Source organism: Methanolobus profundi, from assembly GCF_900114835.1.
In the GTDB taxonomy this organism is placed as follows: Archaea; Halobacteriota; Methanosarcinia; order Methanosarcinales; family Methanosarcinaceae; genus Methanolobus; species Methanolobus profundi.
Map to the genome: position 1 here is coordinate 709,990 of NZ_FOUJ01000001.1, position 26,471 is coordinate 736,460.

The 26,471-nt window shown below is 43.5% G+C and carries 23 protein-coding genes; 12 read left to right on the forward strand and 11 right to left on the reverse strand.

What is annotated here, in order from left to right; all coding sequences use genetic code 11:
* Positions 1-102 precede the first annotated feature (102 nt).
* Positions 103-1,353, forward strand: coding sequence for an NAD(P)-dependent malic enzyme (locus BM008_RS03305; protein ID WP_245747840.1), 1,251 nt, complete (start codon positions 103-105; stop codon positions 1,351-1,353).
* On the opposite strand, the gene BM008_RS03310 is transcribed toward BM008_RS03305, so the two are convergent.
* Positions 1,354-2,784: a TIGR00297 family protein gene (locus BM008_RS03310; RefSeq protein WP_091933131.1), complete on the reverse strand. Its 1,431-nt coding sequence runs from the start codon at positions 2,782-2,784 to the stop codon at positions 1,354-1,356. It abuts the gene before it with no gap.
* Between the two features lie 352 nt (positions 2,785-3,136).
* Between BM008_RS03310 and BM008_RS03315 the strand changes: the two genes are divergently transcribed.
* From BM008_RS03315 to BM008_RS03340, 6 genes are all read left to right on the forward strand, one after another.
* The gene (locus tag BM008_RS03315; RefSeq protein ID WP_091933134.1) at positions 3,137-3,691 is read left to right on the forward strand and encodes a helix-turn-helix domain-containing protein; all 555 of its coding nucleotides are present in this window, start codon (positions 3,137-3,139) and stop codon (positions 3,689-3,691) included.
* Positions 3,692-3,720: 29 nt separating this feature from the next.
* A complete protein-coding gene (locus BM008_RS03320; RefSeq protein WP_091933136.1) occupies positions 3,721-5,397 on the forward strand; it encodes an AMP-binding protein in 1,677 nt (558 codons plus the stop codon).
* Between the two features lie 115 nt (positions 5,398-5,512).
* Entirely contained in the window at positions 5,513-5,746 is a 234-nt protein-coding gene (locus BM008_RS03325; protein ID WP_091933139.1) for a 4Fe-4S dicluster domain-containing protein, read from the forward strand.
* A gap of 15 nt (positions 5,747-5,761) precedes the next feature.
* Positions 5,762-6,823 (forward strand): 3-methyl-2-oxobutanoate dehydrogenase subunit VorB, encoded by a 1,062-nt coding sequence (locus BM008_RS03330; protein ID WP_091933142.1) that lies wholly within the window; start codon positions 5,762-5,764, stop codon positions 6,821-6,823.
* Positions 6,824-6,825: 2 nt separating this feature from the next.
* The gene (locus BM008_RS03335) at positions 6,826-8,247 is read left to right on the forward strand and encodes a 2-oxoacid:acceptor oxidoreductase family protein (RefSeq protein WP_091933144.1); all 1,422 of its coding nucleotides are present in this window, start codon (positions 6,826-6,828) and stop codon (positions 8,245-8,247) included.
* 111 nt (positions 8,248-8,358) lie between these two features.
* Positions 8,359-8,751 carry a thioredoxin family protein gene (locus BM008_RS03340; protein WP_091933147.1) on the forward strand — a complete coding sequence of 131 codons (393 nt, stop codon included), beginning with the start codon at positions 8,359-8,361 and terminating at the stop codon, positions 8,749-8,751.
* Positions 8,752-8,772: 21 nt separating this feature from the next.
* On the opposite strand, the gene BM008_RS03345 is transcribed toward BM008_RS03340, so the two are convergent.
* Positions 8,773-9,438 carry a 2,3-bisphosphoglycerate-dependent phosphoglycerate mutase gene (locus tag BM008_RS03345; RefSeq protein ID WP_091933150.1) on the reverse strand — a complete coding sequence of 222 codons (666 nt, stop codon included), beginning with the start codon at positions 9,436-9,438 and terminating at the stop codon, positions 8,773-8,775.
* Positions 9,439-9,544: 106 nt separating this feature from the next.
* On the opposite strand from BM008_RS03345, the gene nudC reads away from it, so the two are divergent.
* Positions 9,545-10,402: an NAD(+) diphosphatase gene (gene nudC / locus BM008_RS03350; protein ID WP_177187945.1), complete on the forward strand. Its 858-nt coding sequence runs from the start codon at positions 9,545-9,547 to the stop codon at positions 10,400-10,402.
* Between the two features lies 1 nt (position 10,403).
* Here nudC and BM008_RS03355 read toward each other — a convergent pair whose 3' ends face one another.
* Positions 10,404-11,942, reverse strand: coding sequence for a PAS domain-containing sensor histidine kinase (locus tag BM008_RS03355; RefSeq protein ID WP_091933156.1), 1,539 nt, complete (start codon positions 11,940-11,942; stop codon positions 10,404-10,406).
* Positions 11,943-12,212: 270 nt separating this feature from the next.
* On the opposite strand from BM008_RS03355, the gene BM008_RS03360 reads away from it, so the two are divergent.
* Positions 12,213-14,165, forward strand: a complete 1,953-nt coding sequence (locus BM008_RS03360) for a DUF2341 domain-containing protein (RefSeq protein WP_091933159.1) — start codon at positions 12,213-12,215, stop codon at positions 14,163-14,165.
* 34 nt (positions 14,166-14,199) lie between these two features.
* Here the strand turns inward: BM008_RS03360 and BM008_RS03365 are convergent, their stop codons facing one another.
* From BM008_RS03365 to BM008_RS03380, 4 genes are all read right to left on the reverse strand, one after another.
* On the reverse strand, positions 14,200-15,852 hold the full coding sequence (locus tag BM008_RS03365) for an AMP-binding protein (RefSeq protein ID WP_091933162.1): 1,653 nt from the start codon (positions 15,850-15,852) through the stop codon (positions 14,200-14,202).
* Positions 15,853-15,870: 18 nt separating this feature from the next.
* Complete coding sequence (locus BM008_RS03370; RefSeq protein WP_091933165.1) at positions 15,871-16,287, reverse strand: acyl-CoA thioesterase; 417 nt, start codon at positions 16,285-16,287, stop codon at positions 15,871-15,873.
* Positions 16,288-16,300: 13 nt separating this feature from the next.
* Positions 16,301-16,876: a helix-turn-helix domain-containing protein gene (locus BM008_RS03375; RefSeq protein ID WP_091933168.1), complete on the reverse strand. Its 576-nt coding sequence runs from the start codon at positions 16,874-16,876 to the stop codon at positions 16,301-16,303.
* Between the two features lie 122 nt (positions 16,877-16,998).
* On the reverse strand, positions 16,999-17,295 hold the full coding sequence (locus tag BM008_RS03380) for a hypothetical protein (RefSeq protein WP_091933170.1): 297 nt from the start codon (positions 17,293-17,295) through the stop codon (positions 16,999-17,001).
* Positions 17,296-17,419: 124 nt separating this feature from the next.
* On the opposite strand from BM008_RS03380, the gene BM008_RS03385 reads away from it, so the two are divergent.
* Positions 17,420-19,354 (forward strand): hydantoinase/oxoprolinase family protein, encoded by a 1,935-nt coding sequence (locus BM008_RS03385; RefSeq protein ID WP_091933173.1) that lies wholly within the window; start codon positions 17,420-17,422, stop codon positions 19,352-19,354.
* On the opposite strand, the gene BM008_RS03390 is transcribed toward BM008_RS03385, so the two are convergent.
* On the reverse strand, positions 19,332-22,127 hold the full coding sequence (locus tag BM008_RS03390; protein ID WP_091933176.1) for an ATP-binding protein: 2,796 nt from the start codon (positions 22,125-22,127) through the stop codon (positions 19,332-19,334). The genes BM008_RS03385 and BM008_RS03390 overlap by 23 nt on opposite strands.
* A 274-nt stretch (positions 22,128-22,401) precedes the next feature.
* Between BM008_RS03390 and BM008_RS03395 the strand changes: the two genes are divergently transcribed.
* A complete protein-coding gene (locus tag BM008_RS03395; RefSeq protein ID WP_091933179.1) occupies positions 22,402-23,136 on the forward strand; it encodes an SIR2 family NAD-dependent protein deacylase in 735 nt (244 codons plus the stop codon).
* Here the strand turns inward: BM008_RS03395 and BM008_RS03400 are convergent.
* The 3 genes from BM008_RS03400 to BM008_RS03410 form a co-directional block, all read right to left on the reverse strand.
* Positions 23,118-23,372 (reverse strand): TfoX/Sxy family protein, encoded by a 255-nt coding sequence (locus BM008_RS03400; RefSeq protein ID WP_091933182.1) that lies wholly within the window; start codon positions 23,370-23,372, stop codon positions 23,118-23,120. The genes BM008_RS03395 and BM008_RS03400 overlap by 19 nt on opposite strands.
* A 14-nt stretch (positions 23,373-23,386) precedes the next feature.
* The gene (locus tag BM008_RS03405; RefSeq protein WP_091933185.1) at positions 23,387-24,151 is read right to left on the reverse strand and encodes a pirin family protein; all 765 of its coding nucleotides are present in this window, start codon (positions 24,149-24,151) and stop codon (positions 23,387-23,389) included.
* A gap of 127 nt (positions 24,152-24,278) precedes the next feature.
* Complete coding sequence (locus BM008_RS03410; protein WP_091933188.1) at positions 24,279-24,782, reverse strand: Hsp20/alpha crystallin family protein; 504 nt, start codon at positions 24,780-24,782, stop codon at positions 24,279-24,281.
* 268 nt (positions 24,783-25,050) lie between these two features.
* Between BM008_RS03410 and BM008_RS03415 the strand changes: the two genes are divergently transcribed.
* A complete protein-coding gene (locus BM008_RS03415) occupies positions 25,051-26,313 on the forward strand; it encodes a diaminopimelate decarboxylase (RefSeq protein ID WP_091933191.1) in 1,263 nt (420 codons plus the stop codon).
* Positions 26,314-26,471: the final 158 nt, after the last annotated feature.

The following is a 26,471-nucleotide window of genomic DNA, read 5'->3' on the forward strand; positions in this document are numbered from 1 at the left end:
CTTCATTCTTTATCCTATTCATGGAGAACATATAACTTTTTTGAGAAGCATATAGCATAAGGAGTTACGTGTGTTCTATTAATATTACAAGGAGCAGGTGTCATGAAAATGGATAAAGGGATCTCAATGTGTAAAGAAGGCGATAATACTCTTGGTGAAAGGTCGCTGGAGCTCCATGAAAGTGCCGGGGGAGTTATAGGGATATGCGGCAAGGTTCCCCTTGATAATGTGGAGGATCTGAGCCTTGCATATACCCCAGGTGTTGCCGAACCCTGCAGAAGGATAGCTGAAGACCCTGATCAGGTCTACAGGTATACAATGAAAAAGAACTCTGTGGCTGTTATATCTGATGGATCCGCAGTTCTTGGCCTTGGTAATATCGGACCACTTGCAGCTTTACCTGTTATGGAGGGAAAAGCATTGATCTTCAAGGAGCTTGCAGGTATCGATGGAGTTCCCATATGTCTTGATACGAATGATCAGGAAGAGATCATCCGGACGATCAGGAACATTGCACCTGTATTCGGTGGTATCAATCTTGAGGATATAAGTGCTCCCAGATGTTTTGATATAGAGGGGAGACTTCGTTCAGAACTACCAATACCCGTATTCCATGATGATCAGCACGGAACTGCAGTGGTTGTCATTGCAGGACTTATCAATGCTCTGAAGATCGTTGGGAAAGAAATTGACAAAATAGATGTGGTTATCTCAGGGGCTGGAGCTGCCGGGAAAGCTATTGCCCTAAAGCTAATGTATGCAGGGGTCAGTTCTGAAAGACTTGTTGTCTGTGACAGCCGTGGTATAATTCACAAAGGCCGAAAAGAAGGCATGAATCCGGAAAAAGAAGAGATTGCTGACCTGACAAATAAAAAGGGTATTTCAGGTACACTGGCAGACGCACTTATAGGTTCAGATGTTTTCATAGGCGTTTCCGCACCCGGGATAGTAAGTAAAGAGATGGCTTCATCCATGGCTAAGGATGCTATAATATTCGCAATGGCCAATCCTGTTCCTGAGATAATGCCTTCACTTGCAAAAGAGGCAGGTGCACGGATAGTTGCAACCGGTCGTTCAGATTGTCCTAACCAGATCAATAATTGCCTTGGTTTTCCGGGTCTGTTCCGTGGTGCTCTTGATACCTGTGCCAGTGATATAACCACTGAGATGGAGATGGCAGCAGTTTATGCACTTGCATCTATTGTAACGGATGAAGAGCTCGATGAGAACTACATCATTCCCGGTCCCCTTGACAGAAGAGTTGTAAAAGCTGTTGCATCAGCAGTCGCTGCTGCAGCGATAAAAAGCGGTGTTGCAAGATCCTGTGAGTTCGATCAGGACCCTACTGTGTGATCAAACAATGATCAGGTAGAGTATACCTGAGATAATGGCTCCTGCAAAGGTCGCAACGAAGTTGACACCACTGTTAGTTAGAACACCTTTCTTCTGAAGTGTGGCTCCAAGGATACTGTCAACATTCGTTCCAAGGAAACCACCTGCTGTGGTGATGGCTATTACAAGGAATGCATCATCGACCTTTCCAAAGAGTACCGGAAGCACACCTATTATCATTGCTCCAAGGAGAGCTGCTATTTCACCAAGTACTGTGACCGCTCCGTCAACTCCGGCCTTTGTGGGCTTGAGGGTTGTTATCATTATCGGCTGTGCATGGGCTGTGGTACCAACCTCACTTGCCAGTGTATCTCCGGTCGCTGTTGCTACGGTACCAAGATATGCAAAGATGATGAGTTCTGCATGTTGTGGATATATCCCATACAGGACCGCAAGTACCAGGGCAGCGGTACTGTTGCTGAAAACATTCTCATAGCTCCTGACACCACCTTTGGATTGTGCAAGACCTATGGATTCCTTGTATCTGTACTTATATTTGGTAAATCCCCCTCCAAGAATGAAGAACGTCAACAGGAGGATGAACCAGAACAGTTCACTGAAAACTATTATCAACACTCCCAGAAGTGCTGCACTGAAAAGTGCTGAAAGGTCTGCTATCTTTGTCCTGTATGCCAGATAGCCAAGTATGATCGAAAAGACAAGTGCGAAGATCATCTGTTGTGGCGGTACCGAATATCCAAAGGAACTGAAGAGCCACATCATCATTCCAGAACCAAGTGGCACCGATAGATTATTATCGATGTTAGATGGGATCGACTCAAAAAGTGCGCCTGTTATGGAACCGATAACTGCCAGGAAGACTATCATGTTGATACTGACAGCGCTTTCTTGCCAGTACATGAGCCAGATACCAGCGAAGTATGCTGTTATTATCCCGACTCCCAGAAGTACGATACTGGAAGGCAACAGGTATCCTTCATATGCCTCTTCCCCTGCCGCTCCGATGCGAAGTGTCTGCAGCTTCTTCCTGTGTCTCATGAAGTTTGCTGCACTTGTTCCGAAGGTAGATATCGCAATGGCACCTGCAATAACATATAATGGTAAATGGTATGTAGTGAATTTCAGTAGTGAGCTTATCAGCATCAATATGAATACAGATATCGCGAGGTTCTTTGCGCTCCTGAGCCCTTGGTTTATATTGTCAGAAAGCATCTCGCGGGAGCCCGGGAGTGGTTTCATGTACAGGTACCTGCAGATGCGTGAATCTTCCGGAAGGAATGTTAGTCCCATAACTACCAGAAAGCTAAGAAATAGAAGGATCTCAGAACTAATAAATGGAAATAGCAATATTAAGAGGCCAAAGGCAGCATGAAGTAATTGTCTTCTGTACTCATGCTCCATTTCATCAAATAGTCCAAGAATGCCTTCCATGTTTATCGGTTATGCCTTTTTATTAGTGTAGGATTCTTATTAACCTATATATTGATACTGTTACATCAAATATTATTATATTAATATATTTTCCTGTAATAAAACCAATTATAGTCTCCTGTTATTAATGTGATCATGTTGAATGATCGCTACACTATGGTAATACATAAAACATGCCATGCTAATACATGACACTGTTTAAACAAATATATTCAAATAATAGTAACCCTTAAAAACACAGATCGATGCGGATATAAGGGACTTTCTCTCTTCAAGAGAATAATTTCGTTTTCAGGTGGCTCTGTGCGATTATTACCTGTTATTTGCATTATTATTTTATGAAGGTATCTCTATGCAGGAAAAGATCAAAGAAATCGCAGCTCGTGTAAGGGAATTACGTGACATCTCAGATATTTCCGTTGAGGAAATGGCTAAGGAACTGGAACTGCCTGTTGACACATATTCCAGGTATGAGAATGGGGAAGAGGACATACCTGCAAGTATCCTCCTTGAGATCGCCCAACATCTCAATGTAGATATGTCAGTACTGCTTACCGGTGAAGCGCCAAGGATGCGTGTTTTCTCAGTAACCCGTAAGGACAAAGGTGTAAGTGCTGAACGTCGTAAGGACTACAAGTACCAGAACATCGCTGCTAATTTCGCACACAAGAAGGCTGAGCCTTTTGTCGTCAGGGTAGACCCAAAATCGGAAGGAACACCTGTCTCAATGAACTCCCATCCCGGACAGGAATTCGACTATGTGCTTGAAGGGACCCTGAAAGTGATAATTCACGGTAACGAGCTTGTCCTTGAAGAAGGAGATTCTATTTTCTTTGATTCCAGCTATGAACATGGCATGCAGTCAGTGGGTGGAAAACCTGCGAAGTTCCTGGCCGTGATCCTTTAATTATATTTATAGATCCATGAGGAGGCAGTATGACTTCATTACTTGACCGATATATTTCACGTATTGAATACGATTCCTACGAAGATTTCAAAACGAATTTCAAGATCAACATCCCTGATAATTTCAATTTTGCATATGATGTTGTTGATGTTTACGCAGCAGAGCAGCCTGATAAGAAGGCTCTGATCTGGTGTGACGACAACGGCGATGAGAAGATATTCACATTCAAAGATCTTGAGTATTATAGTAATAAGACGGCAAATATGCTCAAAGACCTTGGTGTAAGGAAGGGCGATAACGTAATGCTTATGCTCAAGAGCCGTTACGAGTTCTGGTTCTGTCTGCTTGCACTTCACAGGATAGGCGCTATTGCAGTTCCTGCAACCCACATGCTCACAAAGAAGGATGTTGTCTACAGGGTAGAGCGTGCAATTATCAATACTGTAATATGTGCACCCGATGAAGGTATCCTTGATTATGTTGACGAGGCTTATGATGAGGTAAGCAGCATACTGAAGAACCGTCTTGTCATTGGCCTAGAGAGGGAAGGATGGCTTGGTTTCACCGAAGAGATGGAAAAAGCATCAGAGGACTTTGAGCGTCCAACAGGTGAGGAAGCAACAGCAAACACTGATATCCTCCTGAACTATTTCTCATCAGGGACCACCGGGTTCCCGAAAATGGTACAGCACAGCTTCACCTATCCACTTGCACACATCATTACCGCAAAGTACTGGCAGAATGTAACAGATGATGGTCTTCACTATACAGTTGCAGATTCCGGCTGGGCAAAATGTGTATGGGGTAAGATCTACGGTCAGTGGATAGCAGGTAGTGCTGTCTTTGTCTATGACTATGAAAGATTCAGTGCTGACAGGATGCTTGAGAACGCTATCAAGTACGGTGTAACAACATACTGTGCTCCACCAACTATCTACAGGTTCCTTATCAGGGAAGACCTTAGCAAGTACGACTTTAGCTGCCTGAAATACTGCGTCACAGCAGGTGAGCCACTCAACCCTGAGGTCTATGAACAGTTCTACAAGATAACAGGTATGAAGCTCATGGAAGGGTTCGGGCAGACAGAAACAGTTGTTTCAGTTGCTACATTCCCATGGCTTGAGCCAAAACCAGGTTCAATGGGTAAACCATCACCAGAATATGATATTATGCTCTTGAACGGTGAAGGCAAACCATGTGAAGCAGGTGAAGAAGGTGAGATCTGCATTGACACAAGTTTCGGCAATCCACCTGGAATATTCACAGGATACCGCTCCGATGAGTATCTGACCTCCAGGGTCTGGCATGATGGATACTATCACACCGGTGACATGGCATGGAAGGATGAGGACGGTTACTACTGGTTCGTAGGACGTGCCGATGATATCATAAAGACATCCGGCTACCGTGTTGGTCCTTTTGAAGTTGAGAGTGCACTTATTGAGCACCCTGCTGTACTTGAATGTGCTATCACAGGTGTTCCTGACCCTGTAAGAGGACAGGTCATCAAAGCAACCATAGTTCTTACAAAGGACTACACAGCAGGAGATGAGCTTAAGAAAGAGCTCCAGGATCACGTAAAGAGGGTCACTGCACCATACAAGTATCCACGTGTTGTGGAATTTGTACCTGAACTTCCAAAGACCATCAGTGGAAAGATCAGACGTGTTGAGATCCGTGACCACGATAAGGAAGGTACCCAGTAACTTTCCTTTTTTATTTGAAATTCAGCCCGGACCATAAAGTAGATAGATATTCCGTCTCTTTATGGACTATTCCATCCGGCATATTATTTTTAAACTTAAAATGAGGCATTGTATTATGTCAGGCAAGAAAGAACCATATCCGGTTATCAATATCATTGAGTGTAAAGCCTGCGGACGTTGTATTGTTGCATGTCCAAAAGGTGTCCTTAAGATGAGCGAAGAGCTCAACGAGAGAGGATATCACTATATAGAGTATGCAGGCGAGGGCTGTACAGGTTGTGCCAATTGCTATTATACCTGTCCTGAGCCGCTTGCCATAGAGATACACATTCCGCTTAAAGATGAATGAACTTAAGGTGAGAACATGGCAACACAATTAGTAAAAGGTAACACAGCAGCTGTCATAGGTGCATTATACGCTGGCTGTGACTGTTATTTCGGTTATCCTATCACCCCTGCAAGTGAGATCCTGCAGGAGGCTTCCAAGTATTTCCCAATGCTTGGAAGAAAGTTCGTACAGGCAGAATCTGAAGAGGCTGCCATAAATATGGTCTACGGTGCAGCATCCACTGGTCACAGGGTCATGACAGCATCATCAGGTCCGGGAATAAGTCTTAAGCAGGAAGGTGTTTCCTATCTTGCAGGCGCTGAACTTCCATGTGTCATCGTTGACATTATGAGAGCAGGTCCGGGACTTGGTAACATCGGTCCTGAACAGGGTGACTATAGTCAGGTCGTCAAAGGCGGAGGACACGGTAACTACAAGAACATAGTTCTGGCCCCGAACTCCGTACAGGAAATGTGCGATATGGTCATCGAGGGCTTTGAACTTGCTTTCAAGTACCGCAATCCTGTTGTTGTACTGGCTGATGGTGTACTTGGTCAGATGGTCGAGTCCCTGCAGTTCCCGGAGGTCTCTGTCAGACCTGAGATCGATAATGAATGGGCTGTCAGCGGTACCGCAGAAACCAAAGATAATCTTGTTACATCCATCTTCCTTGATTTCAACCAGCTTGAGGAATTCAACTATGAGCTCCAGGAAAAGTACGCGACAATAGAGGAACAGGAAGTCGAGTACGAGGATTATATGGCAAAGGATGCATCGATAATCCTTGTTTCATACGGTATCAGCAGTCGTATATGCAGGTCTGCTGTTGATCAGGCAAGGAAAGAAGGTATCAATGTCGGACTTTTCAGACCAAAGACCCTCTTCCCGTTCCCGAAGAATGAACTAAAGGCAATAGCCGATTCAAGAGAATGCACATTCGTCTCTGTGGAGATGAGCAACGGTCAGATGCTTGAGGACATTAAACTGGCAATTGAATGCAGCAGACCAACAGAACTTGTGTACCGTCTGGGTGGAAATCTCATAACAATGGACCAGGTCCTTGAAAGAATAAGGGAAATTGCAGGCAGGGAGGAATAAAGATGGCTGAGAAAGTTATCAAAAATGCAGGTCTGTATTCAGAGTTCTCCCGTAAGGGTGGTGCAGCACCAACAGCAACCCATTACTGTCCGGGATGCGGACACGGTGTTATCCACAAACTTATCGGTGAGGCAATGCATGACCTTGAGATACAGGACCGCAGTGTCATGATAAGTCCTGTAGGCTGTGCGGTTTTCGCTTACTACTACTTTGACTGTGGAAACATCCAGGTAGCACACGGTCGTGCTCCGGCTGTCGGTACTGGTGTCTCCAGAGCACAGGATGACTCTGTTGTTATCGCTTACCAGGGAGATGGCGACCTTGCATCCATTGGTCTTAATGAGACATTGCAGGCAGCCAACCGTGGCGAGAAGATGGCTGTATTCTTCGTGAACAACACTGTCTATGGTATGACCGGTGGCCAGATGGCACCTACAACCCTGATCGGTGAGAAGACCGTCACATGTCCTGATGGAAGGGATCCAAGGTTCGCAGGTTATCCACTGCACATGTGTGAGCTTATAGACAACCTGAGAGCTCCTGTCTTCATCGAGAGAGTATCGGTTTCAGATATATCACACATAAGAAAAGCACGTAAGGCTATACGCAAGGCTCTTGAGATCCAGCGTGATGGCAAAGGATATGCATTCGTAGAGATCCTTTCCACATGTCCGACAAACCTCAGGCAGAACTCCGAGCAGAGCACTGCTTTTGTGAACGAGCAGATGGAAGAGGAATTCCCACTTGGTAACTTCAGGGACCTTTCCGATGAGACAGAATCTCTTCTCAGGGATGACAGTGTCTTTGATAAGAAGTCAATTGATGACCTTTTCAACCTTGAGACCGAGTCAGCACCTGATGCAAGAATTGATCCATCATTCCCGGAGGTACAGGTAAAGGCAGCAGGTTTCGGTGGACAGGGTGTCCTGAGCATGGGTCTGACCCTTGCACACGCAGGATGCGATGCACAGCGCTTTGTTTCATGGTATCCTTCATACGGACCTGAGCAGAGAGGTGGAACATCCAACTGTTCAGTTGTTGTCTCAGGCGAGTCCGTAGGTTCCCCTGTGGTCTATACACCGGATGTACTTGTAGCAATGAACCGTCCTTCACTGGAGAAGTTCGCTGTTGATGTAAGGGAAGGAGGTTACATTCTCTATGATTCAACAATAGGCGAATGCGATATTCCTGAAGGTGTCACAGCTATTGCAGTTCCGGCAGTGAAGATCGCCGGAGATGCAGGTTCAGAGAAAGCTGCAAATACTGTCATGCTGGGAGTCATTATGGCACTTGGTATCACAGGACTTGAGGAGGAACACTTCAAGTCTGCACTTGCAGAGACATTCTCCAAGAAACCAAAGCTCATTCCGCTGAACCATGCAGTTCTTGAGGCAGCAGCAGCCTGGGCAAAAGAGAACATTTGAGATAGAGTATCTCTAAATTACAGGCAGGTAACTAATACCTGCTACATTTCCTTTTTTGAAGATAAGTTTTTAATAGCTGTAAGTCCCCTTTTATTATGGGAGCGGTAAAAAATGGCTGAAAGCAATGTATTAGAAGCTAATGATTCCAACTGGGAAGAACTCCTTGAGAACCAGGAGAAACCAATGGTAGTTATGTTCTATCTTCCCACATGTACCCATTGTAAGGAAATAGAACCATATTTCAGGGATTATTCTAACGAGTTCCATGAATCCTGCACTTTCGTCAGGATGAATGGTATGGACAGTCCCATGACTGCAAGGAAATATGGTGTACGGGGAACTCCGACATTCAAATTCTTCTGCAAAGGCAATGCAATTAAGGAAGAAGTAGGATTGGTCTATCCTTCGATACTCAGGAAATCTATCGAACAGCTCATAAAACATGGTGATGAATGCGTCCTGCACACATCTCCTATGCCTGATGAAGTTTCACCTTACGAATGAAAGGACAACCTTTCATTACAATTATTCTTCTTTGATGAACTTGCCTTTTACGAACTGGTAATATAGTGGCTTACCTGTCGCAAGCTCAAGCTTCGGTATATCCTCATCACTGATATTCTCGATGTATTTGACCACAGAGCGCAGGCTGTTGCCGTGAGCAGCGATCACAACATTCTTACCAGCTTCAAGTTCCGGCATTATCTTCTCTTCAAAATAAGGAATGGTGCGTTCATATGTATCTTTGAGACTCTCGCCACCAGGAGGCTGTACATCGTAGCTCCTTCTCCAGATAAAGACCTGTTCTTCCCCGTAAACGGTTTTAGCTTCCTGCTTGTTCTGTCCCTGAAGCTTACCATAGTAACGCTCGTTCAGATGCTCGTCCGAGTATATGGGTATCTCGGAATCATCGAACCTTTCAGGATGATATGACCATTCGTCTCTTTTTTTGCTCTCATGAAGAAATATTCCTGTCTTCTTCTGTTTTGCAAGTATCAGGAAAAGTGTTTCCTGTGCTCTTGATAGTTTGGATGTGAAGGCAACATCGAGCTGCATATCTGCAAGTTCCTCTGCACAGTCCATTGCTTCCTGGATGCCTTTCTCACTTAGTGGTACATCCACCCATCCTGCAAATCTGTTCTCAAGGTTCCACCTTGACTGTCCGTGTCTTACCAGTATCAGATAATTCATCACAAAACCCCTTTAACTCACATAATATCTTGGTTTAAGATTATTAAAGCTTTAAGTTGTGCTAAGGCAAATTTCATAAATGTGCCCGAACATTAGTTCTCAAGCCATGAGTTCAGAAGACAAAGACTGGAGTTCGGAATTCTTCCCACTGGTAAGTCCTCCGCGAAAAGATGAGAATTACGGGACGTATTGTTTTGCATTCAGGGACCGCAAACTATTATTGCTGAAAGATATGGGTAATTTCAGGTTACCATCCCTTGAAGAAGCAGAGAATATGGGTCTGGATATCCTGAGAAAGCAGTATCTTGGAGAACTCAGGGACATATCCTGTTTTTCTATGGAACTTGATGGGCCTGACGATGGTAATATGGATGGGCAGGATGGTTCCAGTTTTGTGGGACTCCGTGAACTATCGGGTATTCTTGATGATCCTTTCATCTCACTGGCAGGAAAGGCTGTCCATATAATGGAATGGGACAGGAACACTCTATTCTGTGGCAGGTGCGGTGCTTCAACAGAGCTCAAGGATAACGAAAGGGCTAAAGGATGTCCTGAATGTGGCTTCACTGCCTTCCCAAAGATCTCTCCTGCTATAATCGTGCTCATAGAGAAAGAGGACAGGTTATTGCTGGCCCGCTCCCCTCATTTTCCTGCTGGCAGGTATAGTATCATTGCAGGATTTGTGGAACCAGGGGAATCTATCGAACAGGCAGTGGTACGTGAAGTAATGGAAGAGGTAGGAATATCGGTCAGGAACGTCAGATATTTCGGTAGCCAGCCATGGCCTTATCCTGATTCTCTCATGTTAGGTTTCACCGCTGAGCATTCAGAAGGTGAGATAAGGATCGATGGTGTTGAGATAGAGGATGCCGGATGGTATACAAAAGATGAGATCCCGAACATTCCGGGGACAGAAAGTATATCCGGGCAGCTGATCCATCATTTTATCAATAAGCATTCCTGAGCTAGATCTTTATTTTCAATGGTATCGAGAATGAGAAAGTACTTCCTTCCCCTTTCTTGCTCTCAACTCCAATAGTGCCTTTGTGCATCTCAACGAACCTTTTTGATATCATAAGTCCAAGGCCGGTACCTTTGTATTTTTGTATACTATCCGATCTCAATTGAACGAATGGACTGAAAATGTCTTTTGTTCCTTCTTTGTCCATTCCGGGGCCTGTATCCCTTATTGTAAAAATGATATTATTATCATCCTTTTCTACGCTAAGCTCGATCATCCCGTTCTCCGGAGTGAACTTGACAGCATTTCCTAAAAGGTTATAGAGTATCTGTTTTATCTTGATCCTGTCAGCTTCAAAGGTCAGATCATAAGGTATGTCAGATATCCTCAGATCGATCGTCTTCCGTAGTGCCAGTGGATACATCACATTTTTCACATCGGTTATGATCGAAATAGCATCTATTATTTCATAGTCAAGCTCTATCTTACCTGCTTCTATCTTTGAATTGTAGAGTATGTTGTTGATTAGATTAAGAAGGTGTTTTCCACTGCTCTGGATGTTCTCAAGGTACTTTTTCTGTGTGTCTGAGAGGTCCCCGGTCTTAGGATACAGGAGAAGTTCGGTGAATCCAATTATGGAAGTAAGTGGTGTTCTCAGCTCATGGTTAATTCCGGTAAAAAGTTCGTTCTGTGCAAGACTGGCAGCTTCCAGTGATATCTTTTCCTGTAGAAGGACCTCTTCTTTGATCCGAAGGTCTGTGACGTCATTGAAGATGACAGCGAAGAACCCCTTTTTAGGTGAGAAAGCAGATATATCATAATATTTGTGCAGTTGTTCTGAGTATTCTTCTAAGTGTACAGGTTCCATTGTAAGAGCAACCTGACCATAGGTCTTTATGAAACAGCTATTCTCTATTCCGGGGATCACTTCAGTGACCTTTTTTCCGATTATATCCTCTGCTTTTAGGCCAGTGTCCCGTTCAAATGCGTTATTGACACTTGTAAATATATAATCAACTGGATCGCCATGCTCATCGGTCACGATCTTATGTAGTGCAAATGCATTGAGCGAGTTATCAAAGATCCCTGAGTAGCCGGTGTTATCATCAGGTAACAGGGTGTCCGGACCGATCTTATCTGTATATATCTCATTGCTTCTATTCTCATGGAGAAGTCTGTATAGCTGTCCCTCTACCTTTTTCTCTTTGGTGATATCCCTGATATGCTCAACTACTTTGCTGATCTCCCCGTTGTTGTCCAATATGGGGTATGCCCTGTAATCGACCCACTTGTCAAGGAATTCGATATATTTCTCAATATGTGAACTCTTTCCTGTCTTGAAAGTCATGGCAGTGGCACAAATATCGCATGGCTCATCTTTACCTATGAGCTCGTAACATGTGCTGTTGTTTATCTCATCATGACCTTTATTCAAAAGATTGCACAATTCCTCATTGTAACTAATAGTATTATTATTGCTGTCCTTTATTCTGACAGCATGAGGTACTGTTCTTAGTATATCCTCTATGTCTGAGATCCTCAATCCTCCCCCAATAACCCAAATATCCAGTTATAAAATTAATGTAAAGTGTATGCAGATAGTACTTCTATCCAGATAGTAATACTTCTATGAAGAGTTCTACTATATATATTGTGCTCGAAATAGATATCAAATAATTATTTGATGCATATGGATCCGTGTGATGTGCTGGCTTTTTTTCAAGTGCACAATATTTATAATCTCTGATCGCAGATAATTAGCAAGAGATCAGAATGTGAATGGTGGTAAAACCTAAAAGAAGGTGTCAGATCGGTGTTTAAAAGAATTATCTATATCACGATATTGTTTATCGCATGCATATCACTTGTGCAGACATGCGCAGCATTGACCTATTCCGGTGGTGGGGAATGGAACTATTCTGAAGAGATATTTATTGAGGAGAATTCCGGGAATGCTCTGGTGAACTATCAGATCCCTGTTATCCTCAACAGTTCTAACTTTGACTTCTCTGTTGCTCGTTCAGGTGGAGAGGACCTGCGTTTCACATCCGGTGACAAGCAGTTACAACACTGGGTAGAGGAATGGAATACCAAAAAGGAGGAAGCTGTCGTATGGGTGGAGGTACCTTCCATTTCAGCTGATGGTACTGCAAAGATAACAATGTATTATGGTAATCCTGAGGCAGCGGATATCAGCAGCGGACCGGCAACTTTTGATCTATATGATGATTTTGGCAGTTCAGGTCTCTTTGGTAACTGGGAGAGCTTCACAAACGGAGGAAGTGATATTAAAGTCACTGCCGGTGTATGCACTTTAATAGTGCCAAAATTCCATCCTGAGGACGTTGCAACCATCAAATCCAAGGATGAGTTCTCTGTGAACTCTATGTTCGTTGTCAAGAGGAAGAAAACAACAACTGGTACTGATACTCGTGGTCCTGTACTGATGCAGGGTTTTGTGGATCCTCAAAGAGAGACCAAGAACCAGATACTGACCAGCAGCGAACTTGAGAATGAGACAAAGGTGACATGGGTACTTGAAAATGACAAGAGTGATTCACGTTATTACCCTAAGGACCTGACAAATATCGACGTGACCGAGGGTGACTGGTATACTATCGGTGTTGCCTGGTACATGGAAGATGAACTGGGAAAGGTCGCCTGGTATAAGAACGGTGTCAGGGACAGTAAGATGGACCTTGAGTCCACAGAAGAGGATAATTACATTCCTGTCACTGACATGAAGGCATATTACTACACAGGCACCTATTCTGATGTATCTGACAATACTGGTTCTTCATCTATTGACTATGCCTATGTGCGTAAATTCGTTTATCCTGAACCTTCAGTGATGTTCACAAGTACCATGGCAGATGAGGATGAGACTGTAGCAGAGGCAGAGCCTGTGAGGATCAATATAACTCCTGCCAGTGGTCTGATAAGTGCTATTCGTATCTTCAATTCAACAGACTATGATGATGATACCGTAGCTGAGCTCAAGGACAGTGGACTTAACACTATCATGTTGCTCACAGATGGTGATGATGTATGGAACCTTGAAAGGTTTGTCAAGACAGCTCATGATAATGACATGCAGGTCTATGCAATGATATTCAATGACCCTAAGAGCGAGTCGGATGAGGATAATTCCGTATATGTGAAGGGTGTACTGGAACAGGTCCTTGACTACAACGAGAAATCACTCTCGGCTTTCGATGGTGTTGACATTGCCCTTGATCCATGCAGCGAGGACCTTGGAGAGGCATGTGCACTCAATCTGATGCTTCTGGAAGATGTCCGTGAGATGACAGGTAGTGAGCTTGCGATTGCTGTTGATATGCCTGCATCATATACACAGACCGATGTATCTGAGATCGCAGAGACTGCGGACCTCATAATCCTTCAGACCTATTCTCTTGAAGGGGAGAACCCTGATGCCAAAGATGATGTGATCGATTCGGTTGCTTCCAGAATGGGTGAGATAAGGGTATCTGATGGAAAGGCCCTGATCGGTATATCAGTTACTGAGGACTTCATGACAGATGCAGATGTACAGACATTGCTCGAGGAACTACAGGATTATTACACCAATGATACTGCTTTCCTTGGTACATCAATAGCTGTCTATGAAGAGTATGAGGGGTATAGCATGCTCCCGGAGAAAACTGAAGAGACTGAGAGTACAGGAATACCTGGATTCACCGGTCTGCTCGCAGCCGTTGGACTACTGGCAGTCACTTACAGACAGAAAAAGAGGATGATGTGAGTTACACATCATCATACTATTTTTATTTTTAAGTTTATACCTGTTCTTCATTCCTTTTTTCCAGAAGCTCTACTGCCATATCCCTTAGCTTGAACTTCTGTACTTTTCCACTTGCAGTAAGCGGATAGTCATCAATGAAGAAGACATGTTTTGGTACCTTATAACGTGCGATCTTTGAAAGACTGTAGTCCCTGACATCTTCTTCAGTGAGATCAGTACCTTCATCTGTCACTATGAATGCACCTACTATCTCACCATATTTCTCATCAGGGATACCAACTACCTGAGCACTCTTGACACCTGGCATGGTGAAAAGGAATTCCTCTATCTCCCTTGGATAGATGTTCTCTCCACCACGGATTATCATGTCCTTGATACGGCCTGTGATCTTGTAGTATCCATCTTCATCAACTGTTGCAAGGTCACCACTGTGAAGCCATCCGTCCTTGTCGATAGCAAGTTCTGTCATTTCAGGCATCTTGTAGTATCCTTTCATGACATTGTAACCACGGCAGCAGATCTCTCCCTGTTCATTCGGTCCTACGGTTTCCCCTGTCTCAGGGTCCACGATCTTGACATCTATCTCAGGCATAGCAGTACCAACTGTACTTACACGGCGGTCAATGGCATCATCAGTACTTGTCTGGGTGAACACAGGTGAAGCTTCGGTGAGTCCGTATGCGATAGTTATGTCCTTACAGTGCATATCATCGATAACACGTTTCATTGCCTCGATCGGACATGGTGAACCTGCCATGATACCGGTCCTCAATGAGGAAAGGTCGAACATCTTGAACATCGGGTGGCTGAACTCTGCAATGAACATTGTCGGCACACCGTAAAGTGCTGTACACTTCTCTTTCTGTACCGCTGCCAGTACCATTAGTGGGTCGAAGAGCTCAAGCAGTACAAGCGTTCCTCTATGGGTCAGGGTTGCCATCACTCCAAGCACTATGCCGAAACAGTGGAAGAGCGGTACTGGCAGACAGAGCCTGTCCTTCTCGGTGAACTTTTGTCTTTCTCCGATATAGTATCCATTGTTAACTATATTGTAATGTGTGAGCATGACACCTTTTGGGAAGCCAGTGGTCCCGGAAGTGTATTGCATATTGATGACATCATCCTTGTCCAGTGTCTTCATGATGCTTCTGATCTGCTCATCATCGCTGTGCTGTCCAAGCAGGAAGAGCTCTCTTGTACTGTACATTCCCCTGTGCTTTTCCTGTCCGATGAAAATAACATTCTTAAGGTGTGGGAAATTCTCGCTCTTAAGGCTTCCACGGCTCTGGGTCTTAAGTTCAGGAACAAGCTCATAGATTGTCTCAAGGTAACTTACATCCCTGAAACCATCGATTATGGCAATGGCCTTCAGGTCCGCCTGTTTCATCACATACTCAACTTCGTGGATCTTGTAGGCGGTGTTCACTGTAACGAAGACCGCACCTATCTTCGCTGTGGCAAAAAGGAAGGTCAGCCAGTCAGGTACATTGGTAGCCCATATACCTACATGGTCACCTTTTCCTATACCAATTTCCAGCAGGCCTTTGGCCAGCATATTGACGCGTTCATCGAATTCCTTGTAGGTGAATCTCAGATCCCTGTCAGGATAGACCAGAAACTCTCTGTTCGGGTCTTTCATAACCTGTTTCTCAAAGAAGTCACCAACTGTATCATTTGTAAAAGGCATGATAAATCTCCATGGGTCTTATTTACAACTATCACTCTCTTCCTGAAGGTGTTCTCCGAGTTCTTTTCTTATGTCATCAGGTATTGGGGCTGATCTCTGATTGATGAAATCGTAATGGACTATGGTAGACCTGCCAATTGCCCCCTTTCTTCCGTTCTGCCATGCTTCCTGTGTGACCACAAAAGAGGAGTTCCCTATCCTTGAGACATAGGTGATTATCTCGACATCGGATCCGTAGAACATCTCTCCTACGTAATCATATTCTGTCCTTGCCATGATGAGCTTCCAGTTCTCATAGCTCAGGTCAAGGTCAGGGGTAAATAGCCTGAAAACAGGGTTACGTGCCTGTTCGAACCATATGGCAATGGCAATGTTGTTAGCGTGTTTCAATCCATCAATGTCGCCGAATCTTGGAGTAACAGTTGTTTTGAACATATTGATCTTCTTCTTAGTAAGGTGCGTATACGACTGCCAGTATCTTTGCTTCACTGTCTACTGCATGAACATGATGAGGGACAATGGAATCATAGTAGATGCTGTCTCCTGTTGAAAGTGTGAAGCTGTCCTTTCCGTAAAGGATCTCTATCTGACCGTTGAGGACGTATATGAACTCCTCTCCTTCATGTGATGACTGCTTTGCTTCACCGGACTGTGCTGGGTGTACATCTATGATGAAAGGTTCCATGTGCCTGTCTGCTTTATCAGCAGCAAGTGAGAAGAAGTCAAGTGTGCTCTTTTCACATGGATCGCAGTTTCCGGAGAAACGGACAACTTTACCTGATCCGCCACTTTTTGTAACTACAGGTCCGCTCTGAGGTGCATCATCAAGGAAAGTCCCAAGACGTACTCCTAGTGCCCTTGCGATCTGCATCAATGGTGTCAGTGAAGGTACAAGTGCACCATCTTCAAGTTGTTCTATGAGTTCGGTACTTGTGTTGCTGCTGGCTGCAAGCTCTTCCACGGACATCTCTTTTGTTTCACGTATCTGGCGTATCTTATTACCCAATATGTTCTTTTCTGCCATCTTTTTTCCTCATTGTCAAAACGTGTTCTATGGCTTATGATATGTTAAGTTAAAAAAGTATTGATTTATCATTAACATTTATAGTTGGTATTCAACTGATAATGAATTATCAATGTTTTGTATCAGATATCGCCGGAGATCATTGCTTTATGATATGCCATTGACAACAGGCCATTGACGAGATCGCTTGCTTCCTGCTCAGAATCCACCATCCTTATAGTGACCTGGCCATTGCGGAAGAAGTTCATTTCTTTTATTCCGCTTTTCACAACGACCATACCCAGATTCTCAGAGTATTTCCCATCAAGGTATTTTGACAGGAGCACAAGGTCAGGTTCTTCATCGAGATGTGCAATTATCCTCAACTTCCATGGATCTGCTATACATGGCAGAACTGTTTCTATATGATCTACTTGCATCTACTGTAACCCAGTATCTAATATGCAGGAAGTATTTAAAAAATTATTGAAGCGAATATGCTTAAATAGCTCACCATCATTGTATATATATGTAGTACAATTTCTTTAAAACGGGTGATAAGAAATGCACTTTGGTCTTGGTATCGATGCTGGTGGGACATATACAGATGCAGTACTTATAAGAGGCTCAGACGGAGCCATCGTGGATTCAAAGAAAGCTTTTACAACATATCCTGACCTTCAGGTAGGAATAAAGAACGTTCTGTATTCACTTGATCAGGAAATACTAAAGAGTGTTAATCTTGTGTCGGTTTCGACCACACTTTCAACAAATTCTCTTCTGGAGGGGACCGGAACTAATGTTGGTCTTATCATAGTAGGTGAGAAGCCGGCCCAGACCGAGTTTCCCACACAGTACATGATGTGTGTTGAAGGTGGACATGATACCAGGGGTGATGAAGCCTGTGAACTTGACATCTGTTCAGTGGAGGATTTCATTGAAACTACAAGATCAAAGGTATCTGCGTATGCAGTTTCTGCTTATTTTGGTGTTCGTAATCCTGAACATGAACTGAAGGTAAAAGAGTTCATTATGGAAAAGACCGGAATGCCGGTGGTCTGTGGACATGAGCTTTCCCAGGAACTCGGTGCATACGAAAGGGCTGTGACCGCTGTCCTGAATGCCCAGCTGATCCCTATAACGTACCAGTTCGTCAATTCAGTTGTTAAAGATATCAGAGGCCGTGGAATTGAAGCCCGTCTTCTCATGCTCAAATGTGATGGTTCTGTCTATAACCTTGAAGATGCACTGGAAAGACCAATAGAGACCATATTCTCCGGACCTGCTGCAAGTCTTCTCGGAGCTTCCTATCTCTCAAAGATGGAAACATGTGCTGTGATAGATATTGGAGGCACAAGTACTGATGTTTCCATGTTGTACAATGGTGTCCCGGAAATAAGTTCCTCAGGTGCGACCGTAGGTGGCTGGAAGACCCGTGTAAGGGCAATGAAGATGGAAACCTCTGCAACAGGTGGTGACAGTCACATATGGGTAACTGAAAGCAAGGTCCATGTTGGTCCCAGAAGGGTAATTCCTCTATGTGTTGCATCTAAGATGTATCCTGACCTTTCTAACAAGCTCAAAAGAAGCAAGGTGATATCCAGAAATCTAATGGACGAGAACTATCAGCCTACCAAGTTCTTTGTCAGGAGCGATTATGAGGCTTCGGACCTTGATAAGGATGAAAAGGAAGTTCTTTCTTTCATGGGCAGTGACCCGGTATCGGCTGTAGAGCTGTCCGGTATGCTTAACAGAACAGTTGCTACAAATGTCTTTGACTCCCTCGTTCAGAAAAGACTTATTCAGGGAATAGGCTTCACACCTACCGATGCTCTGCATGTGCTTGGAGTGTATACCAAATGGGATGTTGATGCTTCTGAGACAGGTGCAATGAACCTTGCAAGATATGTTACCAAAGGAAAGTATGATCTCTGTACACATGTGAGAGAACTAGTTGCAAAGAACATGGCAGCAGACCTTATGTCCTACATACTCCCACATCATCCTTCGGGTATGATAGCAGACCTGTTGAGCCATGAATATCCCGCAAAGTTCAAAGTTGAATTGCCGGTCGTTCTTCTAGGAGGACCTTCACAGGCATATGGAAGTGAACTGCGGTCCCTTATCGAGGCAGATGTTGTAGTACCGGAATTCGCAGATGTGGGTAATGCTGTAGGGGCTCTTGCAGGAAAAGGTGTCAAAAGGATCGAGATCATGATAATGCCTGCATCAATAGAGAATCCTGATGAGGATTTCCTTGTATTCTCTCCGGTTGGCAGGGAGCGTTTCCAGAGATATGGAGATGCAGTTGAATTCGCTACAGGTCTTGGTAAAGAGCTTGTACTTGATTACGAGAGCCGTTGCGGTATACTGGAACAGGATACTAAGATATCTGTTTCAAAAAAGACGACATCGCCTGATAACTGGTCACATCCTCCTCTTGAGACAAGGGTGACAATTGTCGGTGTAGGGAATCCTATGATGATCCTGAAGGATTAGATCGGGGTGTTTTCTTTTTTGCAGGGAGTTTGACATGGACCTTTGTTCCTACTCCTTCTACACTCTCTATCCATAGAGTTCCACCGTGATCCTCTGCTATCCTTTTACAGATATTGAGACCGATGCCTGCTCCTCCGTACCTCCTTGTGAGGGAACCATCAAGCTGGTAGAAGCTATCAAAGGTCCTGAGTATCTTTGTCTCAGGGATACCTATGCCGGTATCTTCAATGACAACGTGGATGCTGTTCCCTTCATTATGTCCGCGAATGTCTATTCTTCCATTGGATTGTGTGAACTTGAAAGCATTATCCAGAAGGTGGATGAACAACTCGCTGAGATAGTTGGGATCTCCGCTGATAAAATAGAGCTCATCAGGAAGATCAGTATTTACAGTGAGCATCTTGTCCTTGTTCTCCATGGCTATGACCGAAAGTGAGTTCTCTATTATGGGTTTGATCGGTATGGTACTGAAATCGTAACTGAAGTTCTTTGCTCCAAGAGAGCTCATGAAAAGAAGGGATTCTATCAGACGTTTCAACTGGGTAGAATTACTATTGACAACGTTCATCGCCCTTTTCTGTTCATTGTTGAGTGGTCCGAGGATCTCGTCACCTACAAGTTCGCTGAAACCCATTATGGATATCAGAGGGGTCTTTAGTTCATGGCTAATCGTGGAAAGGAAGTTGTTCTTCATCTCATCAAGTGAATGAAGTTCGTCATTAGCTCTTGAAAGTTCAGTATTGATCTCCCTGAGCTTTTGATTGTACTTTTTCAGTTCATCCTCAGATCTCTTGAGCAATATCATTCCTGCTACCATCTGTGTGATTATCGCAAGTTGTCTGGCATCCGAAACTGTGTATTCTCTTTCCTTGTTCGCCATGGCCGCAAATCCCACAACATCATCTTCATTCAGTATGGGTACCGCAAGGAAGGAACCAATGGACAGTTTCCAGAAAAAGGCACGATCAGAAGAATATATGTCTTCCATAGGTCCGTGGATGACAACTGTTTTCTTGCCCTGGTAGAACTTAGGCCACATACTTGTGTTCTCAAGCAGGGACAGGAATATCTCTTCATTTATGTCATTAGCTGATAACAGGTCTGCAGGACTTACATCCGTGGTGAGCCTGTTGTTCTCCTCATCGAAGAAACCAAGGAAACCAGCACTGCTTTCTGTAAGTTTCATACATTCTTCCAGCGCAAATGATTTGATCTCATCGATCTCGAGTATGTTCATCTGGCTTAGTTCATGAAGTGTCTCTAGACATGATTCATCCAGAAGCAGGGCTTCTTCTGCTCTTTTAAGCTCTGTCAGATCATTGAGGATGAATATAACACCGTTCTCGGTCTTGGTGAAATAGAATGCTACCTGTCTCAGGGTTCCATCCCTGCATGTCAGGTTCCATTCACCGCTAAGGCCTGTGTCCTTTGTTCTGAACACATTTGTCCAGTTATCTTTAACGATCTTTCTGGATGCGGGATCTGGATAGGCGTTCATCCACCACTCATCGATGGTAGGTATGTCCTCTATGGTATAGCCCAGCATCTCTGTAAGCTTGTTATTTATATATTCGAAGCTACCCTCGGAATCCATTATTGCAATTGGTAAAGGTGAGCTGTCAATGAGCTTCTTGAAGTTCTCCTCGTTCTTCTTCAATTCTCTTTCTTTTTCTTTTATCTCTGTGATATCATGAGCTATCTCCAGGCGGGCATCACGCCCATCCGGCCATTTGATGATCCTGTCGGATATAAGATAGTCCCGTGATGCTATTGGATTATGGTATTCCCACTTGTATGCCTTGTTCCTGTTCTCCAGGATGATGGGATTCGTGCAGAAATCACAGGGTTCTTCAGCACCTTGCATTATCTCATAACATTTACGGCCAACGACATCTTTTTCCAGTATCTTGCTCATGAACTTGTTCACATAGAGGATCTCGTGGTTATGCGGGTCAGAGACGTAGATAGGGTCATCTATACTGTCAAATACTGACAGCAATTGCTGTCTTTCAACATCCAGTTCCTCTGCAACTGCCTTTTTCCTGAAAGCCAGCCCCAGCATGTTAGAAAAGGTACGCAGAGCCTCAATATCACTTTCATCCCAGCCACCGGTATCCTGAATATTATCGAATCCGATAAAGCCAGCAAGTTCTCCTTCTATCTTGAAAGGAAGGACTATGAGCGATCTGATAGCCTGCCCTGCAAGTAGTTCTTTCTCAGGTTCAGCTTCAGCTGGTAATTCATCAAGGTCTTTGATGTGGATTATCTCATCATTGTAAAGTTTGTCAGTCCACCACTTGTACATGGACCTTGGCAGATCCTGAAGATGATCTTTCTGGGATCCCACTCCATCGGCACACCATTCATGTGTATTGTCTACGAGGTCATTGTTGGTCTGGAACCTGAAAACATATGCACGGTCTGCATTGCACATGTTTCCGAGGAGTTTCAGGGATCCATTTATCTTTTCATCAAGATCGTCTGAGAACGCAAGTAAAGAGGATATCTGTGATAATGTACTCTCAACCCTGTATTTTAACAATAGATTCTCATGTGAGATCTCATTCTTCTTTACCTCGGTCTCAAGTTCTTTTTTTAAACTTTTAACCATCAGGGTATGCATGAGAATGAAGCCTGTAAGGACTACAAGGAAGAATATACACTCAGGTCTTCGTGCATCCGGGCTGGTATATATATGTAAAAAAATGATGGCGAGGATCGCAAAGAAGAGAATGGATACCAGTGAGAGTTTGCTCTTGACCTTGTTTTTCATTTTTCATCACTATGATACAATGTATAAATGCAGATGCGCCTCAACATTATAATGAATTTATGCTCCACTTTTTCTTTTTAGTATATAAATTTGTTTAAAACAATATGGAATATGTATATTTTATGGGGAATAAATTAAAAAATTTATGTGGCGTATGTTTATTTTAATATCTGTTAAAGATCCGTCCGTCATCTTTTTATTTAGAATGAATATCAAATGCCCTTTTTTGTGGGGATGCGAAGTAATATATAAGTCTGAAATGTAAAATATTATTATGGAAAGGTTGGTCGATCTCCTGAAAAGTTCAAAGAACACTGTTTTTCTGAGTGGGGCCGGTATATCTACTCTTTCAGGTATTCCTGATTTCAGAGGAAGTAATGGTATATACAAAAAGTTCGATGCCAACAGGATATTCGATATCGACTGTTTCTATAATGACCCTGCTTATTTCTACACACATGCCAGGGACTTCATCTACAACCTTGACAGCAAAGAACCCAATATCATCCATAAGACCCTTGCTTTCCTTGAGAAAGAAGGATATATCCAGGCTCTCATCACTCAGAATATAGACCTTCTTCATCAGAAGGCGGGCTCGGTCAATGTTATCGAGGTACATGGTTCACCTTCCATTCATAAGTGTCTTTCATGTGACCTGAAGTATTCCTATGATGATGTTCGTGAGATCCTGAAAGATGAAGAAGTTCCTTATTGTAGTGAATGTGGTGGTCTGATCAAACCTGATATCACATTTTTTGGTGAGATGCTGGACCAGGATGCTTTTACAAGGGCTATGGATGCAAGCGCAAAGGCAGACCTTTTCGTGGTCATTGGTTCTTCACTGGTAGTTCATCCGGCTGCTACACTTCCAATGCTGGCACTAAAAGGAGGAGGAAAACTTGTGATAGTAAATAATATGGAAACACCTCTGGATGGTCATGCATACCTGAGATATGATGATCTTGGCGAGGTATTCGAGTACCTGTCAGATCACTTCAGAGAAAGATAATACTCTTTAAGAGCTTTCTTTTCTTCTTCAGGAAGATGATGCCAGCGTATACCCTGAATTGCTCCTTCAAGAGCATAGAGCTTGTTAATACAGGAACTTTCATCTATTATCAGAAGTCTTTCAAAGGTCTTCCTGCTTCCAAGTTCAATGAGGTCGGCCGGTGTCTCCACTCCGGCCTCTAAAAGTTGTTCTTCGACCTTTTTGCCTATATTTGGCATTTTTGTAAGGTCACCCATCAAGTCACCTGCTCTTAATAGTTCCCAGCGGCATCCACAAGGACAAAGAGCGCATCAGCATCTGCTTTGATGATGACCTCTTCATTCTGGTTAATGCGTATCTGGTCGTTCTTATCAAGTTTCTCTCCGCAGACATCTATCACGCCTTCGATAACATAGATGAATATGTATCTGGAAATGTCGGACAGAATGTCCACGGTCTTACCTTCTTCCAGTTTTGTCATGAAGACAGTTGAATTTGCACGTAGTTTGACAGCACCAGGATAACCCTGACCTGCTATAGCAACAAGCTCATTCTTCCGTGCATCCATGTCAAAGTTCTCTTTTCTGCATGCAGGTTTCATGTTCTGCATTAATGGATCGATCCACATCCTGCAGAGATGTGTATCATTGCCTGTGAGGTTCATTCCTGAGAAAGAAACACCAGTGCCTGTTGAGAGTACCTGTACATCACCGGATTTGAGAACATCTTTTGTTCCTGTACTGTCCTCATGGGTAAGTTCTCCTTCAAGGACTATGGTGATGATCTCTTTATCGTTGACGGATTCTGTACTGAATGCTTTTCCTGCTTTCAGTGTATCATCATTGAATACCTTCAGGTCACCGAAATGTGTGTTCTTCATATCCAGGTAGTCCGAATATGAGAAAAGCCAGTAACTGTTCTGTGAGTCGTTATTAACAAGATGTCTTTCGTCTGCTTTGACTATCTTTATCATTGTGATCTTTCCCTGTTTTTTGCTTAATCTGACAACAGGGTTCAAGTATTTGACCCTTACCATTTTGAGGTCCTGTGCGGGAATGCATGGTAAAGCCTAAAGATAAAGAAAAGACAAAAAAGATCCTGATCTCAGCAGACCTATCAGAAAAGCAACTTGTTATAAATAAGAAAAAGGTAAGATGTGCTGCTTATTCTGTTGCGGCAGCACGAAGGAAAGTAAGCTCGAGTACTCCGTTCCTGTAACTTGCGACCATGCTCTCAGGGTCAACGTCACATGGCAGGTCAATGACACGGGAATATCCTGTATCGGAAGTTATGACAGAGAGTTCTACGTGTGAAGCATATGGATAATACTCTATCTCTTCTTCCTCTACCCCAAGGTCTGCAAGCAGGATCACCTGATCTTCGGCCTCAGAGACATCGATGAAAGGTTCCTGGTTAAAGATATAGAAATCTCCCTCGCCCTCATCTTCATATTCCACTGATCCAGGCTCTCCCTGTCCCTTGAAACCAAAGAAAAATGGCTTTTTCCCTGGCTGGTTGATAATTGTAAAGCCCTGTATCACTGGTTTTCCATCATTTTCACCAATATTATTTGCGAACATTTCCATAATGTGCTCTATCAGTTCATCAATGCTGGTTATCTTATCTTGCGAGTCATCATCACTGGAGTAATGATCTTTGTCGTTCATTTCTACGTCCTCTTTTTCCAAGACCTGTGTTCATACACTTTCATTGAAATCTTAAATTATCATATATTCTTAATCGTTCTATATTATGCGAACAAGCACTATAAATATCCTGCGTTCTAAAAAATAAAAGGTTGTAAGCTCTGTTCTAAAATCACATTCAGAAGACATGTGTTATTAATGATGATCTAAGCTGGCCGATCAACTATTTATTTGTGTACCGAGTTTAAGAGAACCAGAACTATATATTAGATCAAAATGAGGGAGATCAATGGTGTCAAAAACACTTCCATTCACACAGGAAAAGATAACAGAGATAATCGAAAAGTACCCAACCCCATTCCATGTATATGATGAGAAAGCGATCATCGAGAATGCAAGGAAGCTGAAGGAAGCCTTCAGAGATGTTAATGGTTTCAAGGAATATTTTGCAGTAAAAGCATTACCTAATCCTTATATCATGAAGTTGCTCAAGGCCGAGGGCTTTGGTGCTGATTGTAGTTCCTTGCCTGAACTTCTGCTTGCGGAAAAGACGGGCATAGTTGGCGAGAACATAATGTTCAGTTCCAATGACACTCCGGCAGAGGAGTTCATCAAGGCAAAGGAACTGGGAGCGATCATCAACCTGGATGATATCAGCCACATAGAATATCTTGAAGAGACTGCCGGCCTGCCTGAGATCGTCTGCTGCCGCTACAATCCCGGTCCACTTAAGGAAGGGAATGCTATCATCGGTAACCCGGAAGAGGCAAAGTACGGTTTTACAAGAGAGCAGCTCTTTGAAGGCTATCGTGTCATGAAGGAAAAGGGTGTCAAAAGGTTCGGTATGCACACAATGGTGGCTTCCAATGAACTTGACCCTGAATATTTCATCGAGACCGCAAAGATCCTTTTCGAGCTTATAGCTGAGCTTTCAAAGGAGCTTGATATCAAGTTCGACTTTGTGAACCTTGGAGGCGGTATCGGTATACCATACAGACCTGAGCAGGAACAGGTGCCTTACCATGTCATCGCCAGAGGCGTCAGCAAGGCATATGATGAGACGATAAGGGCAAATGGTCTTCATCCTTTGAAGATATTCCTGGAATGTGGAAGGGTTATCACAGGACCATATGGCTACCTTGTTACCAGTGTCCGTCATATGAAGCATATCTACAAGGATTATGCCGGTACCGATGCATGTATGGCAAATCTCATGCGTCCTGCACTCTATGGCGCTTACCATCACATAACTGTTCTTGGAAAGGAGAATGAAGAAGCTACACATCTCTATGATGTTACAGGCTCTCTCTGTGAGAACAATGACAAGTTCGCCATTGACAGACTTCTGCCTGAGCTTACAAGAGGCGATGTGCTTGTAATTCATGATGCAGGTGCACATGGTCATGCAATGGGTTTCAACTATAATGGAAAACTGAGGTCAGCAGAGATACTTCTAAGACCTGATGGAAGTTTTGTCCAGATAAGAAAAGCTGAAACAATTGAAGACTATTTTGCAACGCTGGATATGGAAGGACTTACCAGCTTTGAATGAATATTGGCTTCAATATTCATTTTTTTATTCAACTATTATATTTAGTGACATTGTAAGTGTATTATTACTATCTCATTTTTGATGTAATGTTCATGATAATTTCATAACATACTTATACGTGTCCATTAACCTGCTATGCTAGTGCAGATCCTATTTAT

Bases quoted from the DNA above. Each gene is read 5' to 3' on its own strand.
- BM008_RS03405 (WP_091933185.1), bottom strand. From the start codon at position 24,151: ATGGTAAGGGTCAAATACTTGAACCCTGTTGTCAGATTAAGCAAAAAA.
- BM008_RS03410 (WP_091933188.1), bottom strand. From the start codon at position 24,782: ATGAACGACAAAGATCATTACTCCAGTGATGATGACTCGCAAGATAAG.
- BM008_RS03375 (WP_091933168.1), bottom strand. From the start codon at position 16,876: ATGGCAGAAAAGAACATATTGGGTAATAAGATACGCCAGATACGTGAA.
- BM008_RS03340 (WP_091933147.1), top strand. From the start codon at position 8,359: ATGGCTGAAAGCAATGTATTAGAAGCTAATGATTCCAACTGGGAAGAA.
- BM008_RS03365 (WP_091933162.1), bottom strand. From the start codon at position 15,852: ATGCCTTTTACAAATGATACAGTTGGTGACTTCTTTGAGAAACAGGTT.
- BM008_RS03400 (WP_091933182.1), bottom strand. From the start codon at position 23,372: ATGGGTGACCTTACAAAAATGCCAAATATAGGCAAAAAGGTCGAAGAA.
- BM008_RS03380 (WP_091933170.1), bottom strand. From the start codon at position 17,295: ATGCAAGTAGATCATATAGAAACAGTTCTGCCATGTATAGCAGATCCA.
- BM008_RS03345 (WP_091933150.1), bottom strand. From the start codon at position 9,438: ATGAATTATCTGATACTGGTAAGACACGGACAGTCAAGGTGGAACCTT.
- BM008_RS03305 (WP_245747840.1), top strand. From the start codon at position 103: ATGAAAATGGATAAAGGGATCTCAATGTGTAAAGAAGGCGATAATACT.
- BM008_RS03330 (WP_091933142.1), top strand. From the start codon at position 5,762: ATGGCAACACAATTAGTAAAAGGTAACACAGCAGCTGTCATAGGTGCA.
- BM008_RS03385 (WP_091933173.1), top strand. From the start codon at position 17,420: ATGCACTTTGGTCTTGGTATCGATGCTGGTGGGACATATACAGATGCA.
- BM008_RS03370 (WP_091933165.1), bottom strand. From the start codon at position 16,287: ATGTTCAAAACAACTGTTACTCCAAGATTCGGCGACATTGATGGATTG.
- BM008_RS03335 (WP_091933144.1), top strand. From the start codon at position 6,826: ATGGCTGAGAAAGTTATCAAAAATGCAGGTCTGTATTCAGAGTTCTCC.
- BM008_RS03310 (WP_091933131.1), bottom strand. From the start codon at position 2,784: ATGGAAGGCATTCTTGGACTATTTGATGAAATGGAGCATGAGTACAGA.
- BM008_RS03320 (WP_091933136.1), top strand. From the start codon at position 3,721: ATGACTTCATTACTTGACCGATATATTTCACGTATTGAATACGATTCC.
- BM008_RS03390 (WP_091933176.1), bottom strand. From the start codon at position 22,127: ATGAAAAACAAGGTCAAGAGCAAACTCTCACTGGTATCCATTCTCTTC.
- BM008_RS03325 (WP_091933139.1), top strand. From the start codon at position 5,513: ATGTCAGGCAAGAAAGAACCATATCCGGTTATCAATATCATTGAGTGT.
- BM008_RS03395 (WP_091933179.1), top strand. From the start codon at position 22,402: ATGGAAAGGTTGGTCGATCTCCTGAAAAGTTCAAAGAACACTGTTTTT.
- nudC (WP_177187945.1), top strand. From the start codon at position 9,545: ATGAGTTCAGAAGACAAAGACTGGAGTTCGGAATTCTTCCCACTGGTA.
- BM008_RS03415 (WP_091933191.1), top strand. From the start codon at position 25,051: ATGGTGTCAAAAACACTTCCATTCACACAGGAAAAGATAACAGAGATA.
- BM008_RS03315 (WP_091933134.1), top strand. From the start codon at position 3,137: ATGCAGGAAAAGATCAAAGAAATCGCAGCTCGTGTAAGGGAATTACGT.